The organism is bacterium (assembly GCA_020444325.1).
In the GTDB taxonomy this organism is placed as follows: domain Bacteria; phylum Bacteroidota; class Ignavibacteria; order SZUA-365; family SZUA-365; genus BM516.
Window position 1 is genome coordinate 17,432 of sequence record JAHLLD010000013.1, and the last position, 17,553, is coordinate 34,984.

Here is a 17,553-nt window from a genome sequence, read left to right on the forward strand (position 1 = left end):
CTATCTGCCAACAGTGAGTTTATGCGTCTGTATCGGTACTGTCCTGGCCGTCGAGGATATAGATCGCGGGAAGGTTGCGCGCTCTCTGCGCGTAATCGAGTCCGAATCCCACCACGAAGCGCGGGGGAATCTCGAAACCGACATAGTCGAGGTCATGCGCGATCTTCGTGCTCTCGGGTTTGTGCAGTAATGTAACAATTTTCAGGGAGGCGGGGTTCTTCGCCTGTATCCAATTCTTCATGAAATCGATGGAATAGCCCGTATCGACGATGTCTTCGACGAGCACGATATTGCGTCCTTCCACCTCACAGTTCAAATCCTTCACCAGTTCGACATTCCCGGAAGAGATCTTTCGCTCGCCGTAACTCGAGAGTTTGAGGAAATCGACTTCGCAGTCGATGGTGATCTGCCGAACGAGATCAGCGAAAAACATGAAGGCGCCGTTGAGGACACAGATGAAAATCGGACATTGGTCGGCCATGTCTCGATTGATCTCATTGGCAATCGCAGTGATGCGGGCCTGCAGCTGCTGCACCGGAATGAACGGCGTGAAGCGGTCTCCCTTGATATCGACGTGCGGGGGAATTTCTACGTTCGGAGTCATGCGCTTGTTTGCTGTTGTGTAAATCTGAGCAGGGCGATATCGCCACTGTCGTCACGCAGGGCTGCATGCGCATCGAGACGCACACCGCATACCCAGACGAGTCCGTTCTTCCCTTCGAGCACCGGGATATCGCTGCGCCGATGCGCCGGAATACCGGCCGAGGTCAGGAACCCCGAGACGCGAAGCGAGCCGATCCCTCCAATCGGCGTGAAACGGTCATCAGCCGTCCATGCCCGCAGCGTCAGCCTGTCACCGCATCGCGAAAGATCGATGTACTCCTCGTTCGGGTCGCGGCTGAAGGAGACGTCGTGTCGCGAACACCGCTGCAGTGAAACCCGGGCCGAGCCGAATTCCCGCTGCATACCCGGTTCGAGAACGGTGGCTTCAGGAACAGCGGAAGGACGACGGAATACGATAGCGTCCTTTTCCCTGAATGCGCGAAAGCCGCCACGCAGGACGGCATGTTTACCCGGTTCCGCATCAATAAGATGCAGAAGAGAAAAGACTTCATCGAACTGTCCCTCGCTGCCGCGCAGCATGCCGATCGCTTTGCGCAGCAGGGCCAGTTGCTCATATTCAAAATACCCTTTCAACGGCTGAACCGCAACCTGAAGCCCTTCCGCATCGGCAACGATACACTCCGCTGCACGCGCAGCGATATGCGCTTCGAGAAAACCGTCGAGGGAACGAAAGAGCCGGGCATTGTCCACCGCAACGCCGGGCCATGCGGCACCCGCATGCGCGCGCAGTGCGGGAATGACGTGATGCCGGAGGGCATTGCGACTGTATGCGTCACTGTCGTTGGAGCTGTCGTGGCACCAGCGGAGTCCGCGGACTTCGGCCCAGGTTTCGAGCACGGCGCGGGTTTCCGTGAGAAAAGGACGGTACAGCCGGTCGCGTACCGGGGACATCCCGGCAAGACCACGCACGCCGCTACCGCGCAGGAAATGTGCCAGCACGGTTTCTGCCTGGTCATCGGCGTGATGCGCGAGCATGATGGCATCCGCTTCGTGTTCGTCGGCGATGTCATTGAGCACGGCATAGCGGAGGCGGCGCGCAACATCCTGCAGCGACCCTCCTTCCACATCGTGTACTCCGCGCACATCGATACGGCGCGTGGCGAAACGCGCGCCCAGTAGTCCGGCCATTTCACGTACGAAACGCTCTTCCGCATCCGCGTCATCCCGGAGTCCATGATGGATATAGGCGCACACCAGTTCCAGCGACCATCGCCGCGCGATGCCGCCCATGACATCCGCGAGCACGGTGGAATCGAGTCCCCCGCTCACCGCGATTACGAAGCGGCGCTTCGGAGCCAGCACGTCATGCCTGCGCAGAAATTCTGTTGTGCGTGTGAGGAGGGACATCAGTCCTCATCCCCCATTGCCGTTTCCTCACCTTCGGAGGGATTTCCCTTCCCATCGGGCCGGTGATTGTCACCGTCATCCCGCGTCATTTCCAGCTCCCAGTTCTTCATCCAGGCAAAATCTTCGGCCAGATGCATCAGGTTCCGGAGGGCAGGTTGCGAGACCGCGAGTACGTGGCGATCGACCATGGAGCGGAATTCCTCCTCGCCGTCCGCTACGAACTCCTTCACTTTCGCATGAAAGCTGTGCACGCCATAGGAAAACTCCTCTTCCAGCTTGGCGTACAGGTCGGATTGCGGCGTCTGTTTGTGAATGGCCGATTGTACGCGCGTCAGGTATTTGGCGGTGAAGGACAAATCTCCCAGTTCCGCGTGCTTTCCGCGGTCGGCGGCGTGCTGCAGAAACGCCGCGAGCAGTTCGCCGTCACGCAGTCCATCACGCGTATACGCGTTGAGTACCGTGATAATTTCTTTCACATGGGGAGAGATTTCCATAGGGAAGCAATCCTTTTCCTTGAAGCGGGAAGTGATGATTCTTTTAACATACGCAAAAGCTGACCGGTTCTGAAGGGAATTTCCCGTACACGCGTGCGGGGAACAGAAAGCCCGCACGCCCCGTAACAACAGGGTATACAGCGTGGGAGCGTCCCCGTAACACCATTGATTTTGTTGCATTTCAAGCGATAAAAAAGTAGTTTGGCCTCTTGATGGCACATCATTTCCACAGCCCTGAGTTATCGTAGTCACCTTCATAGTTTTTTGCGGAGTATTATGAAACGCAGCTTCTTCCATCTGCTGGTTGCTACCCTGTTTATGTCCCTCGTGGCAAACGCCCAGCCCTCGAAAAGCGGTGACGGCATTACCTTTGTCTATGCGAATCCCGAAGCATCTTCGGTTTCCCTGGTCGGAGATTTCAATGCCTGGTCTACCGAGACGCATCCGATGAGCAAAGCGGAAGAGGGTAAATGGACCGTAACCGTTGACCTGCTCCCCGGTACCTACCAATACGCCTACATGATCGACGGCAGCAAGATCGAGATCGATCCGGCAAATCCTCTGACCTTCGAATCGGTGGACGGCCGGCGTCTGAACTCGCTGGTTTCGATTGCGGAGGATGGAAAGCTGATCACCCAGGGGTATCCGGTACGGAAGAATCTCAACGACTCATATGCGAAAACCGGTGGCACGGTCTTTCTGAACCTCGTGTTCCGCCACCATCTTCCTCTGTACTACGATGTAGACAAGGATCACATCGTCGCTCCTTTTGTGCGACAGCATGCGCTGCGTGACTACTTCGAGCTGGCGGATGTGATTCAGCGCTACCCGAATGTGCACGCAACCGCGGTGCTTTCCCCGACACTGCTGTGGCAGATTCAGGAAATCTATGTCAAGCGCCTCGAACCTTACATTGAGAAATACCGCCCCAACAATCCGCGTTATGCGGACATGGATGGCGCGCGCTTCCTTCGTGACATGAAGGGAAAGACCGATCCCTGGATCGATGCCTGCCTGACACCCGCCGAACAGCTCACCGAAGAAGACAAGGCTGTGCTCTACAAGAACGAGTGGAATGCCTTCACGATGAGCGAAGTGCGGCTGCACCGCTATCCCGAGCTGACGGCACTGTATGAGAAATGGCGCGACAGCAACGGCAATCCGCAATACACGACGCAGGAACTGCGTCTGCTCAAGTTCATGGCCATCTTCTCGAATTTCGATACCGAGTTCTACGAGCGCCGCGTCCCGCTGATCCAGACCGGCACGCGCATCTATCGCTCGCTCGACATGCGCGATCTCGTTTCCTTCCGCAGTGACGGCAAGTACTATCTCAAGCGTGAGATCACCGAGGAAGACTGTCAGCGCATCGTCGCTTCGATCTGGTATGTCATGGCAAGTATCGTCCCTGCTTTCGACAAGGCACAGTTCAACGCGGACGCAATGATCGGACAGCTTGAGCTTGCGGCGACCTCGTACTCCGACGCCATCCTGCCCCTGCTGATCAATACCGACGTCGCGAAAGACGCCGATCCGAAGGTGAATCTGCCCGCACAGTTTGCCTCGCCGCAGGACGCCGACGCGCAGCTGAAAATGTCGCTCGCCGCTTACAAAAAGTATTTCAATGCCACGCCTTCCGGCTATGTCGCGCCGTACGGCGCGATCTCGCCCGCAGTGATTCCGCTGCTGAAGGAAAACGGTTTCGAGTGGTTCACTTCCGACGAGCAGGTGCTTGCCAAGAGCGCACCGAAAAATCTTCCGAGCACGCTTCCCTACATGGTGTCGGTTGATGATAAGACCATGTACGGCGCGTTTGCAAACGGACTGCTGACGAACCGCATCAACTGGGTATACCGGAATTATTATGCCGAGAACGCGGCCGACGATTTCATCGAGAACGTACTCTCGATGGCGCCGAACAACAAGAAGAAACATTCTCTCGTCACCGTGGTAATCGACGGCGACGACGCCTGGGCGCATTACCAGCGCGATATCGACGGCAAGGGCATTATCAACGGCATCTACCGCAAGCTCAACAAACTGTTCAAGAGCCGCACCGTCGTGTCTGTGACCATGTCCGAGTACATCCACGGCAACCGCATGCGTGGCGTGCCGCCGCATCATCCGAAAGACTTTGACAATATCCGCGAACTCGCCGCCGGCTCCCGCTTCAACGGCAAGTTCAACACGTGGATCGGCACCCGTGAGACGAACAAGGCGTGGGACTATCTCCGCCAGACGCGCCAGGCCATCGGCGACAAGGCCGCACCGGTCACGACCGAAGAATATCTCGACAACTTCACTACCCAGCCATTCAACTTCTTCTACGGCGCGACCAGTCCCCACTGGATGGAAGTGTTCAACAAGAATTCCGTCATGCAGGGCAGTCCGAAACCGTTTGAAGATGCCTTCCGCACGATGCTCGCACAGAGTTATGAACTGGCGGGACTCGCGAAACCTGCATCGCTCGCCTCCTTCATCAATCCGAACGAGTACAAACCCGACTGGACGGCACCACGTAAACGGACGCGCGTGACCTTCATCTGCCGCCTGGTCGATCGCGAAGCCATTACCTCCGTCTTCATCGCCGGCAACCGCAAGGAACTCGCCAACATGGAACCCAACACCATACGGATGTGGGACAATGGCGAAAACGGCGACAAGAACTTCGGTGACAATGCATGGACGCTGATCGTCGAACTCGACGAGGGCGAACTGCTGTACAAGTACTCGAACTCCGGTGGCCAGGGTACGTGGGACGGTGCCGAGACCTTCCCGGATGAGTGGCGCACCATTACGATCAGCGGCGACAAGATGACTGTCGAAGACATCTTCGCCCGCATCAAAAATCGTTACTGACAGCTATGAACGCATACCGGGACATCGTGCTGCGATGTCCCGGTTTTTTTTATCTCATATGCCATGAACGCGAGCATCCCACTTTATAACGAGACCCACTACACGCGGGAAGAACTGATCAAGGACATCGCCGAGCGCGTTGATCCCGTCGATCTGACAACCGTACTCGGCGCGTTCGAGATGGCGAGCAATGTGCATGAGTACCAGGTGCGCAATGATTCAACCCCGTACTTCTGGCATCTCTCCCGCGTCGCATCCATCGTGATCAGGGAACTCGAGTACTATAACGGCGATGTCATCAGCGCCGCCCTGCTGCATGACGTACTCGAAGACAGTGATATCATTACGGCAGAAGTGCTCAAGTACAATTTCAGCGCGTATATCTCGTACATCGTCGAAGTGCTCACGAAAAACATCCATCTTCTCGGCGTACAGCGGCAGCAGGAAGACGGTGAATACATCGAGCGCCTTCGCTTCGCAAGCATCGACTGTAAAATCGTGAAGTTCGCCGAGCGCCTCGACAACTACCGCTGCCTGGAGTTCGGCGTCAAACGCAATCCATTCCGCTACGTCGAAGAAACGGAGCGCGACTACTATCCCATGGCCGAAGCGGAAGACAATGCCATGCTGAAGCGCATCGTGCGCGAAATGGACAGCATCAAGCACAAACTCTTTACCTAGCGCCGTTCCCCCTCTCCTCCGTACATTGTCTGCATACGGATCGAAGAACTTCTGTTTCATGAAGAACGAGGTCGCATGCGACTGCTCATACAGCGCGTCTCCCGCGCCTCCGTCACAGTAGATAACCGCATCACCGGCGAGATCGGCTCCGGCTTGCTCGTCCTTCTCGGCGTGCGCGAAGGCGACACCGAAGAAGATGCGCGCTATCTTGCGTCACGGCTCTCTCGCCTGCGTATTTTCAATGATGACGAAGGGAAAATGAATCTCTCTGTCGAGGATATCGGGGGCAGCGTACTCGTCGTCTCACAGTTCACCCTGCACGCCGATACGCGCAAAGGCAATCGGCCCAGCTACGGACTTGCTGCCGCACCTGCGCTGGCAGAAGAACTCTATGAGCTTTTCGTTGCCGAAATGCGCCAGCTTCTCGCTCCCGATCGCGTCGCAACCGGGGAGTTTGGAGCGATGATGGATGTCGCGCTGATCAACGACGGTCCCGTCACAATTCTGCTGAAGAGCAAGGGTGAGTACACGGATGGCTGATTCCCGCCGTACTCCATCTCACAGGCGCGTCCTGCTGGTGTTTCTCGATGGCGTCGGACTCGGCGTACGCGATCCCGGGCGCAATCCACTCTTCGCCGCACCGATGTCCTTTCTGCGCTCACTGCTGGGTGACCTGCCGTCGCTGGGCAGGCGTCATGTGGAATCACCTTCGGCACTCTGCATTCCCGCCGATGCAAACCTCGGTGTTGCCGGACTCCCCCAGAGCGGCACGGGGCAGTCGACCCTGTACACGGGCATGAACACGGCGCGCATCATCAAACAGCACTTCGGTCCCTATCTTTACTCCACGCTCAAACCCGTCGTCGCCGAACACAACGTCTTTACGCAGCTCAGCAGCAACGGCAATGCGCTTTCCGTCGCCCTCGCCAACGCGTTCCCCCAGCGCTTCTTCGACTACCTCGAGGGTCCCCGCCGCCGTATGGTCGCCGGAATGTTCGCCGCAATCGCCGCTGAGGTCCCTTTCCGCGACATTGATGATCTGAAAAACGGACGGGCGGTTTCCACCGATATCACCGCGGAACGCTGGGCGGCTATCGGACACCCCGATGCACCGGTCATCACACCGTTTGAAGCCGGCTCCGTGCTGGCGGACGTTGCTGCGCAGCATGACTTCACGCTGTTCGAGTATTTCATGACCGACAAAGCCGGGCATGATAAAAGCCCGGAATTTGCCGTCGCGACATTGTCTGATGTCGATGAACTGCTCCGTGGTGTGTACGAGAACATCGATCCTGCGCAGACGCTTGTCATCGTTACCAGCGATCACGGCAATGTGGAGGAAATCGGCATCAAGACGCATACCCGCCACCCGGTCCCGGTACTGTTCTTCGGCAACCGCGGGGAATTCCCCGTGAGGTCAATCACTTCCATCTCGCATCTCGTTCCTGCCATACGTAGTTTCCTCCAGGGATAGACCTTTCTCTCTGGGAGATGAAACATGCAACATTCCTGGCGCCGCATTGCGGGACTCCCCGCCGTGCGCATGCTTGCACTCTACTCTGCTGGTGTGCTGCTGCAATGGTACCAGCCTCAACACGCGTTCCTGCTGCTAACCGTCACCGGTGCAGTATCGCTGCTTGCCGCCGGTTGCGCAGTTGCTGCACTGCGCTGGCGCAGCTGTGCCGCGCTGCGCGACGGCATGCTGCTGCCCCTGCTCCTGCTCTGCGGCATGCTCCGCACGGCGACGGTACTCGAATCCGAACCCACCTCTCTGCTGCATTTCGCTGACAGAAAGGAAAAACTCATGCTCTCGGGATATGTGGATGGCGAGGCGCGCGTGAGCGATGACAGGCAGAGATTTACGTTTCGATGCCGAAGGGTGGAAACGGAGGACAGCGCATACGTCGTGGACGGGCGTGTCATGGTCAGCTGGCGCCGAAGCCGCTACGATGCACAGGACACCCTGCAAACCCTGCGACCTGGGGACCTGCTGCACCTGCGCTGTCGCCTGCGTACGCCCCTCGCGCCGCGTCAGTCCGGTGGATTCGATGCGCGCAGTTGGCTTATCACTGAACACTGTCAGCTGCTGTGCAGCGTATCGAAAGGCCGTGATCTGCAGATCACGGGATACCGGTCTCCCGGATATCACATGGAGATCGTGCACGATCTCCGCCGCGGCATGCGCGAGGCACTCGCAAGCCTGTACGGTCAGGAGCAATATGCGATCATGTGCGGACTCCTGCTCGGCGACCGCAGCAGTATCGGGCGCGAACGCATGAGCGATTTCCGTCGAAGCGGCATCATGCATATCCTTGCGGTCTCAGGACTGCATGCGGGCATCGTGCTCATGCTTTTTTTCATTCCCACCGAGCGACTGCCTTACACCTGGAGGGCGCTGCTGGCGATGGGCGGGATGTGGACCTTCGCCGCGGTGACGGGTTTCGCACCGCCGGTGACGCGCGCTTCGGTCATGGGAACGCTTGCATTGAGTGCAGCCATGCTGCAGCGCAGGTCCGATACCGTCAATGCGCTCGCTGCGGCGGGACTGCTCATTCTGCTCTTCGATCCGCTGCAGCTCACCGGGGTCAGTTTTCAACTGTCATTTACGGCAGTGCTCGGCATACTCATGCTGCATGGAAGGATCACGCGCACGATCACCGGCTGGCTTCCCCGCCGCATCGCGCGTACACCACTGGCAGGAAAAATTCTTGCCCTGCTCGCCCTTACGCTCAGCGCACAGGCCCTGTCGCTGCCCATTCTTCTGCACGCATTCGGGGAAATGAGTACGGCAGGATTGATCACGAATCTCATTGCTGTTCCCCTCGTGTTCATTGTGGTGAGCTGCGGACTCCTTTCCGTCCTTGCCTTCCCCCTTTCCGGCTGGCTTGCCGGCAGCTTCGCGGCAACGGCAGCATTCTGTCTCGATACCATCATGTGGGTATCCTCCGCCATCGCAGACATACCTTTCGCCTCTGTGGGATTTCCGTCGCTGCCCGTGTCCCTGCTTCTCGCATGGCCGTTGATGATCATATACCTCTCCTTCAGCCAGGGCAGGCTCCGGCAGAAAGTCGTCCTTCTGCTGCTTGTGTCAGGTGCAATCTGGATTGCAGCCGGTGTGCATTCCGACAAACAGGAAGGCACACTGCGTCTCACCTTTCTCGATGTGGGACAGGGCGATGCCGCCGTACTCGAACTGCCGTCCGGTCGTGTGATCCTCGTCGATACAGGACCGGGAGGTGACGGTGGCGATGCGGGGAGCTACAGCATCCTGCCTTTCCTGCGGAGCCGCGGAATTGCGGAACTCGATGCCATGATCATCACGCATCCCGACGACGATCATCGCGGCGGAGCAGGATCGATACTACGTGGCCTGCCGGTGGAGAGAGTGATTATTGGCGGCGCCTGGCCGGATGAAGGCGAGGCCGCGGAACTCCTCGCCCTGATCAAACGCACTTCGGATACGCTCTGCGATCTGCGCCGGGGAGATAGTATCGCGCTCGATCCATCCGTGCGGATGTATGTGCTCTCGCCTCCGCCCGGTGCGCATGTGGCTGCGGGAAATGACAATTCCGTGGTATTCATGCTGCAGCATGGCGAGAAGCGCTTTCTCTTCACCGGGGATGCCGAGGCAGGAGCCGAGCGGCAGATGGTCATGCACTTCGATACGCTGCTGCAGGCGGATGTACTCAAGGTCGGTCATCACGGCAGCATGACCAGCAGCATTCCCGCCTTCATTCATGCCGTGCGTCCACGCCATGCCGTGATCAGCGCGGGACGCAATAACCGCTTCAATCATCCGCGCATGGAAATATTGACGCGCCTTCGCACGGTCGGCGCGCGTATCTCGAGAACCGACGTCGAAGGAGCAGTCTGTTTTATCTCGGATGGAAAAACCGTGCGGAAGATTTCCGCGACGGAGTAGATAAGAATTTGCATGAAGGAAGAATCAGGCTTCCCCTTCGGCCCGAAGGCGGTCCATGATGCCCTGCACGATATTCCATTCCCCGCTGTCGTAGGCGACATGGGTGAGAACGAGTCCCTGTGGCGGTGCGAGCATCGGTGCACGTCCCCTGTCCCGCGCCTCGAGAAGTTCGACAAACCCTTCCGGCGTGATCTTTTTCCTTCCCACCTGCACGAGTCCACCCACCAGGCAGCGCACCATTCCCTGCAGGAAACGGTTCGCGCGGATGCGAAAACGCGTCACCTCCCCGTCATGCTCCCAGGATGCCTCGAATACATGACAGTAATGATGCGCCAGATCTGGCACCAGCTTGGAAAACGTGGTAAAATCGTGCGTTCCTGAAAGTGACTGAACAGTTCTGGAAATGACTGCGTGGTCAACCCCTGCAAAAAGCTGCCATTGTGTCCGGCGGTTGAGAGAATTCCGGGCGTGGGCGATGGTATAGCAGTAGCTGCGCGACGACGCTGAAAAGCGGGAATGAAAATCATCATCGGTGATCGCCGCATCGTGAATAGTGACGTCAGGCGGAAGTTCCGCATTGATCGCACGCTGCATGGTGTCGCCGTCGAGCTGCAGCGTGGCGTCAAAATGTGCCACCTGTCCTGTCGCATGCACCCCCGCATCTGTTCTGCCGGCACCATGAATGCGGATATCGACGGAAAACAGGCGTTTGAGCGCAGCTTCGATCTCGCCCTGCACCGAGCGGCCATTGGGCTGCACCTGCCAGCCGACGAAATCGCTGCCATCATATTCAACGATGAGCCTGTAGCGTTGGGATGCCAGTTCCGTCATGGTGTACTCTCCTGAATTCCTTCCGGGGATATAAGGGTGGTGCAGACTGCATCAAAATCCTTCCGGTTCTGCTGCATACGCTCTTTTACTGTGTCGAGAAGTTCCGTGGTTGAAGCACGTCCCATCGCCAGGGCGAGCAGGCGCTGCTGCGCGGGATCCGCCGGGTAGAGGTTGCCCGGGATATCGAGAAGGACGCGAAACAGCAGCTGAAGGTTTCGCAGCATCAGGTGGGTCTCACGCATCCGCTCGAGCGTGTCGCGCAGTGCAGGGAGCGCCGACGCAGATTCCCCGAGGCTGTGCGCGGTATTTCCGGCACTGCGCTGCCTGCGTGAAAGCGCCAGCAGTTGTGCCGCGAACTCGCAGTCCACCAGTCCCCCTGCCGAACGTTTGATGTCGAGGAAGTCCTCTCGCCGGAAGCGATTCTGCGGTTCCATCTGTTCACGCATGCCGCGAATCTGCTGTACATGCTGCGGTGTCAGCTCATGCCCTCGCAGCATGTGACTGATATCCCCATCGATCGCTGCAGTCAGATCCGTTTCCCCGGCGACCACCCGCGCACGAAGCAGCGACTGCAGTTCCCACAGCGATGCGCGCTGTTCGTGATAGCGCAGCCAGGCCGAACGTGTCAAGACGAGAGGAGCGCTGCCCCCTTCCGGACGCAGCCTGGCGTCTACTTCGTACAGCCGTCCCTCAGCGCTGGCCTGCAGTTCTCCGATCAACGCCGCCGCGGATTTCTGTGCCGCTTCATCGGTCCTGTCATCCTCCCCGAGAAAGATGACATCGAGATCACTGCCCGGGATCAGTTCGCAGCCGCCGTATTTCCCCATCGCCAGCACGACGAACGGCGCCTCCACACGCTGCATCGCTGCCCGCAGGATGCTGTCGGCCGTATCTGTCAGTTCCTGCGAACAGGTGCCGAGATCGATGTCGCCCAGCATATAGCGACCCAGAGCTGAAATGTCCCGCACCCGCTGCAGACGCTGCGGCGAAAGCAGGGCGGCATCATACCCGGTAAACACGAGCTCGAGTGCAAGTGGATCGTTTTCCAGCCAGCGCAGCGCAGCGGGAGCAAGTGCCGCAAGACGCAGCAGCAGGCGACGCGCTGGCGCCTGCTCGAGGACGCCAATGAGAGCGGATGGTATGCTCGCGCGATAGAAAAGGCGCTCGAGACTCAGCAGCGCTTCATCGGGCAGCGGCTGCTGTGCCGATTCCTGCATGAGGACGGGGAGCAGACTGCGCATGCGTTCTCGACTGCTGCCGTCGAAGGGACGACTGTCGCGTCCCTCCGCAAGATCCTTGTGCAGACGCTGCGTCGCCTCCCTGTCACGGAATCCCGACGGCAGCTGCTCGCTCTCCTCATCCACGCCTGCACTCCCGAGCATGCCATCACAGATGCGCTGCACATTCGTACGGGTACGGTGAAGCCGTGCTTCCAGTGCCTCACTGTTCGGCATCCGTAGCAGCCAGGCAATGCGAGCAAGTTCGCCGGAGTCCGACGGCAGATCATGACTCTGTTCGAAACGCTCAAGCTGAATGGCATGTTCGACCCGGCGCAGAAAAAGGTAGGCGTCACGCAACAGCGCTTCCTCTTCGAGAGAAAGGAGGGATGCAGCCGCAAGGACGTCGATGGATTGCAGTGTGGAAGGAGTGCGCAGCGCGGTGATGCGCGGAGCGTGCAGCATCTGCTGCACCTGCAGACTGAACTCGATATGCCGGATTCCGCCGCTCATGTGTTTGACATTACGCTCCGCGTCATGGCGTTCGCGCAGACGCCGCTGCACATCACCGGCCAGCTCCGAAGGAAGTCGCAGCCGTGTCCTGGGGTACACGAACGGCACAAGGGCTTCGAGCACCTCCCTCCCGAAGCGCTGATCTCCCGCGCAGCTTCGTGCGCGTAGCAGCATCTGGCGCTCCCACAGCGCGCCGCGGGTTTCGTAGTAGGCAAGCGTCGCATCCAGCGACAGGGCCAATGCCCCCGCCGAACCATCGGGCCGCAGACGCAGATCCGTTCTGTACAGCATCCCTTCCGGCGTCACTTCCGTGAGGATGCGCACGGTTTCCTTCACCAGGTCGCGTACAGCCCTCCCGGCGTCTGTATCAGGCGAATCGTACACCACCATCAAATCGATATCAGAACTATAGTTGAGCTCGCGTCCCCCGAGCTTCCCGAGCGCGAGGATGACGACACGCGTATCGGGCAATGTGCCATAGCGCTGCGCGTGGCGATCACAGGCATCCTCGTACGCGCAGCCGACGACAGCATCGGCCAGCGCGCTGAGTTCCGCGAGCACGCTGCCCATATCCTTGAGACCGAGGACATCCGCAGCGGCTATGCGCAGCAATTCCCTTCGCTGCATGCGGCGCAATGCATTGAGCCGCTGTCGTCCCGGTGGAAAGCGCCGCATGGCGGATTGTGCCATCTCGGTGATCTCCGCTTGCGAGGGCGCCTGCGTGAGAACGTCCGTCGTGAGCAGCCAGCGAAACAGGCTCGCATCCCTGACCATGGTATCCGCGAGCCACTCGGATGCTGCGACCAGCCGGAAAAAGCGGCGCAGCAGATCCGGAGTGCGCAGCATATCCTCAAGCACCGTTGTCGGATTGAGTGACGCCTCCAGAAAGCGATCAAGATGCAGCAATGCTCGCTCAGGATCCGGCAGTTCTGCTGCCTCACGGTTGAGCAGTGTCTCCATGACAGCGATGCCGTTCCGCAACGCTCCCGCAGCACGGATCAGCAACGCGCGAAACAGCTGCGTGCAGCGTTCTGCATCGCTGCTGCGCTGCAGCACCTGCGGTACGGGCTCGGCTGTGCGAACACTGTCGAGCAGCTGCTTTTCCGTATGTGAAGGACGTATCACGATGTTGCTGGAAAGAATATCACGAATGCGGAGCCGGACAAGCGTCGCTGATGGAGTTGCCAACCGGTATGGTTGATGCGCGCAGTATTACTGTACTGACGAGCCAGGTTGAAAATCCATGATACTTCGCATGCCATCCGCTTCAAAGATGTACCGCTGAACATCCTCGGGCAAACGCGAAGTCTGGATGCCGATGATATGCGTACCGGCGGACTGCCTGCCGTCCACCAGGACCATGGCCTCGGCACCGTTACTGTCCATCAAACGGATGCGGACATCCGCGGGACGCCACAGCTCGAAGGCGAGGAGTATATGATCGCTGCCCGCATACTGCGGCGTAGAGATGCGCGGGCCCGGCATGGTGATGGAAGGCGCACTGACTTCCTCTGCTTCGGCGATGGGCGGCAGTTCAACAGCCAGACCGCTCTCATTGTAAAACGCATCGAGCGCAGTCACGCCGGCGTTGTCATATCCATCGGGAAGCTGTGCCGAGCGCGCCCATGCGGGAAGAAGTGCGAGCAGTGTCGCGGAGTTCTTTTCCTCACCCTGCCAGCCGTAGAGTCCATACCACGAGGCACTGTCGCCATCGGACGCAGGAACGGGCGCATCCCATACCAGCATGTCATCGTTGAGCCGGACATGCAGCGGGGGATTCGGTCGAATGTTGTCGCGCCATGGCATGGGTGGAGGAATTGCGAGGTCACGGAAGCGGCCCGCGAATCCGCGCCCTCGTATATGCTCATAGCGGAAGAACACGATGCCGTCCGCTCCGTGGTCACGGGTTGCGTCCACATGATCCTGCAGCCATGGCTGTATCGCATCCTTGTAGGCAGCGACGCCGGCATAGACGTGCCGACCTGAAGCACCCTGTTTCCAGTCGTCGACCAGCGCCTCGAAATCGATGCGCGAGCCGTGACGCCGCAACCCCCAGTAAATCTGGGGCACCACGTAATCACTGTAGCCGTCCTGCAGCCAGCGCCGGGAATCCTGGTAAATCGCGTTGCGTCCTTCCCAGCCTTTCGCACCGGGAATATTGCGATAGATGCCGATGGGAGCCGAACCGACCTGCAGTGCAGGACGCAGGCGCGTCAGTTTCCGGTAGGCCTCGCGCACGATCGTATTGACGTTCTCACGGCGCCAGTCGTCGCGCTGCATCCCGCGTCCATAACGCCGATATGTATCGTCATCACGGAAGCCTCGGTCAGGGTAGCGGACATAGTCGAAGTGAATCCCGTCAATCGGATATTTCCGCACAAGATCTTCAAGCACGCGCAGCGTGTAATCCCGTGCTGCCGGGATCCCTGCGTCCATCCACATATCGTCACCGAAGCGCTGCACCCACTGCGGATGAGCACGCACGATGTGTTCGGGACTGCAGGCAGGAGGCATTCCTGCACTCCAGACGCGGCACACGTTGAACCAGGCGTGCAGCTCCATGCCACGAGCATGCGCCTCACGGATGGCGAAGGCCAGCGGATCCCACCCCGGATTGCGTCCCAGCGTCCCGGTCAGCTCCGACGCCCAGGGCTCAAGCGCCGAGCGATACATCGCGTTTCCCCTGGAGCGCACCTGGAAAAACACCGCATTGAAATGCTGCGATTGCAAATCGTCGAAAATTTCGCGCAGCGCCTGCTGCTGTGCCTCCGGATTTCCGCGGAGAGAGGATGCGGGCCAGTCGAGTCCCAGCAGCGTCGTCACCCACGCGCCGCGCAGCTCCCTGCGCGCCTGCTGCGCATGCAGCGCCGCTGCCGCGGGCAGCAGAAGCAGGAGAACGATAACCGGGATTCGGGATGTATGCATTTATTGCTCGATGGTGAAGGTATATGTGCCGCCGCCCTTTGCACGGAGGGAATCTTCGTGCATCAGCTTCTGTGCGTTTTCAAGGGACGCCTGCGCCTGTGCTGATTGCGGATACAGCTTGACAGCCTTTTCGAGCAGGGCGAGCCCCTCATCCCACTCGTGCCGCTGCATGAGCACATCGCCAAGCGGCACCATGGCCGCCGCGAAATGCGGATGCAGCAGCAGCGCCTTGCGCAGCTGATCAATGGCCGTCGTGGTGTCTTTCAATTGCAGGCTCGCAATCGCAAGCAGTGTATTGCTGCGGCTGGATTCCGGATCTTCTTGCAGCGAACGCTGCAGCACATTCGCCGCCGCCTTGAAACGCTTCTGCTGCATGAGCTGCACGGCCTCCATGTTGAGGGCGCTCGCCCTCTGCGACATGATATGCGTCCGCGTAGGAACGTAGCGGAAAGCTTCGATAATCCCCGGTTCCGTGAGGTCGGAGGAAACGATGGGATTGATATTCACCACTTCAAATTCGTCTCTCGTGGTCACGATATACTTGATGTCCTGACTGTCGAGAAGCTGCACCAGCGCGGGCAGGTCGCCGATGATCGAAAGTACTTCAGGAGAAACAGCGCCCTTCATGTCGAGCACCGCACGATCTCCGTAGTACGACACCGTACCGGGTACATTCGTCGCGATACGGGTATCCGCGGGAGTGTTGAACGACGCCCAGAGTCCCATTTTCGCGTGACGCTCGATCAGGTAGTTCACGCTCTTGTAGTGGGCGCCGCGGAAGGCCAGCCAATCCGAAATCGCGAATCCCGCCGCAACGAGTACCAGTCCGAGAGCGAGCACAGCCGCAGGCATGCGGAGAAACGGCAGAGCCCCTGCCAGCATGCCGATGAGCCGTTCGAGACCCCACAACGCAATCAGGATGAAAAACGGCAGCGTGGGCAGCAGCACGTAGTAGTCGCGGATGACAGGATGGAAAAACCAGAACAGCACTACACTCGCAAGCACATAGGTGAAGCTCATCAGCATGGGAGCGGGGTGACGGCGCAGCACGGCAGCGATGAGTGGCAGCAGTCCGAACAGCGCGAACAGGAGCATGAGAGTGGACCATGACCAGCTGAAGAAATTCTGCACTTCACCGAGATAATCCGTGGTCATGTTGCCGTAGTATGCCATCGTAGCGCTGACGGCATCCGGCAGCATGCCGTTCCCGACGATGAGATTGAATACGACATACGATGCAAGCAGCAGGACGTAGATGATCCCGCCGATGCGGGTTTCCCCGGCGGTGACCGGTCGTCCCGTGGCCTGCTCTTTCCTCAGTTCCGGCTTCACCCCGGCGTGACTGTAGACGAGATGCACAATGGCAGCAAACATGAAGACAATCGCATCGGGACGCACCCAGAGCGCGAGTCCGGCAAAGAGAAAAAACAGCATGGGACGCCGGCCGAAATACGCTGTCGCCGATGCGAGCAGCAGCACGATCAGCAACAGCGTGGGGAGTCCCGACATCGCCGCACTGGCAAAACGCGGGGAGAGCACGAAAAGTAATGCCGCAGCCACAGCCATCCACTGCTGCCTGCGAAACAGCAGCAGTCCCAGTCTGAACATCAGGAATGCCGCAACTGCGAAGCAGAGGATGCCGAACAGCTGGCTGAGAAGAACGAAATCCTCGGTGAACAGTCCACCGACTGCCAGCAGAAGGACCTGCAGCGCTGAAGTCGCACCCGTGGAAACGGGATCGAGATGATGCACGGCATACACGCCGTGTGTGATCAGGCTTCGCGCGAAATCGAGCGGAATGTAGGCTTCGTCGAACGGCAGTCCGGGTCCCCCCGCCAGCTCGGTCATCGGAAGAAGGTAGAGGAGTCCGGCACCGATCGCGGCAAGCGGAAACAGCAGCGACAGCAGCCTGCGCGGCCAGTCGCCGAATTCCAGCGGTGCGAAGACCGGGGTTACTTTGTCAACGGATTGTGTTTGTTGCTTACGTTTTCTGGACATGACTTGCGTGTTTCAATAGAGAGACTATTCCAGAAAATATACGAACTATATGGGATAACGCAGATAGATGAGAAACGCCCGCCTTTTTCCCTCCGCTGTCGCGGGGGACGAAGACGGACAGGCAGAATGTCGCTGATTCTCG

Annotated in this window: 12 protein-coding genes; 5 read left to right on the top strand and 7 right to left on the bottom strand. The window is 59.0% G+C overall.

The annotated features are described in order from the left end of the window. Positions 1-19: 19 nt before the first annotated feature. Genes hpt through KQI65_14955 form a run of 3 tightly spaced genes read right to left on the bottom strand, consistent with a single transcriptional unit; the run spans position 20 to position 2,447 of the window. Positions 20-604 (bottom strand): hypoxanthine phosphoribosyltransferase, encoded by a 585-nt coding sequence (hpt, locus tag KQI65_14945; protein ID MCB2206036.1) that lies wholly within the window; start codon positions 602-604, stop codon positions 20-22. After that, positions 601-1,971, bottom strand: coding sequence for a tRNA lysidine(34) synthetase TilS (tilS, locus tag KQI65_14950; protein ID MCB2206037.1), 1,371 nt, complete (start codon positions 1,969-1,971; stop codon positions 601-603). The genes hpt and tilS overlap by 4 nt, the downstream gene beginning before the upstream one ends. Beyond that, entirely contained in the window at positions 1,971-2,447 is a 477-nt protein-coding gene (locus KQI65_14955; GenBank protein MCB2206038.1) for a hypothetical protein, read from the bottom strand. Before KQI65_14955 ends, tilS begins: the two co-directional genes overlap by 1 nt. A gap of 294 nt (positions 2,448-2,741) precedes the next feature. On the opposite strand from KQI65_14955, the gene KQI65_14960 reads away from it, so the two are divergent. The 5 genes from KQI65_14960 (at position 2,742) to KQI65_14980 (ending at position 9,927) form a co-directional block, all read left to right on the top strand. After that, positions 2,742-5,324 (top strand): hypothetical protein, encoded by a 2,583-nt coding sequence (locus tag KQI65_14960; GenBank protein MCB2206039.1) that lies wholly within the window; start codon positions 2,742-2,744, stop codon positions 5,322-5,324. Positions 5,325-5,387: 63 nt separating this feature from the next. Further along, positions 5,388-6,005, top strand: coding sequence for an HD domain-containing protein (locus KQI65_14965; GenBank protein MCB2206040.1), 618 nt, complete (start codon positions 5,388-5,390; stop codon positions 6,003-6,005). A gap of 75 nt (positions 6,006-6,080) precedes the next feature. Further along, positions 6,081-6,545, top strand: a complete 465-nt coding sequence (dtd, locus tag KQI65_14970) for a D-tyrosyl-tRNA(Tyr) deacylase (GenBank protein ID MCB2206041.1) — start codon at positions 6,081-6,083, stop codon at positions 6,543-6,545. Continuing rightward, the gene (locus KQI65_14975; protein MCB2206042.1) at positions 6,538-7,479 is read left to right on the top strand and encodes an alkaline phosphatase family protein; all 942 of its coding nucleotides are present in this window, start codon (positions 6,538-6,540) and stop codon (positions 7,477-7,479) included. The genes dtd and KQI65_14975 overlap by 8 nt, the downstream gene beginning before the upstream one ends. Before the next feature lie 24 nt (positions 7,480-7,503). Further along, positions 7,504-9,927, top strand: coding sequence for a DNA internalization-related competence protein ComEC/Rec2 (locus tag KQI65_14980; GenBank protein ID MCB2206043.1), 2,424 nt, complete (start codon positions 7,504-7,506; stop codon positions 9,925-9,927). Between the two features lie 24 nt (positions 9,928-9,951). Here the strand turns inward: KQI65_14980 and truA are convergent, their stop codons facing one another. From truA to KQI65_15000, 4 genes are read right to left on the bottom strand one after another with little or no spacing between them, the layout of a single operon-like run. After that, a complete protein-coding gene (gene truA / locus KQI65_14985; GenBank protein ID MCB2206044.1) occupies positions 9,952-10,758 on the bottom strand; it encodes a tRNA pseudouridine(38-40) synthase TruA in 807 nt (268 codons plus the stop codon). Beyond that, entirely contained in the window at positions 10,755-13,676 is a 2,922-nt protein-coding gene (locus KQI65_14990) for a hypothetical protein (protein ID MCB2206045.1), read from the bottom strand. Before KQI65_14990 ends, truA begins: the two co-directional genes overlap by 4 nt. Positions 13,677-13,700: 24 nt before the next feature. Further along, positions 13,701-15,413 carry a family 10 glycosylhydrolase gene (locus tag KQI65_14995; protein MCB2206046.1) on the bottom strand — a complete coding sequence of 571 codons (1,713 nt, stop codon included), beginning with the start codon at positions 15,411-15,413 and terminating at the stop codon, positions 13,701-13,703. Further along, positions 15,414-17,411, bottom strand: coding sequence for a tetratricopeptide repeat protein (locus KQI65_15000; GenBank protein ID MCB2206047.1), 1,998 nt, complete (start codon positions 17,409-17,411; stop codon positions 15,414-15,416). It abuts the gene before it with no gap. Positions 17,412-17,553: the final 142 nt, after the last annotated feature.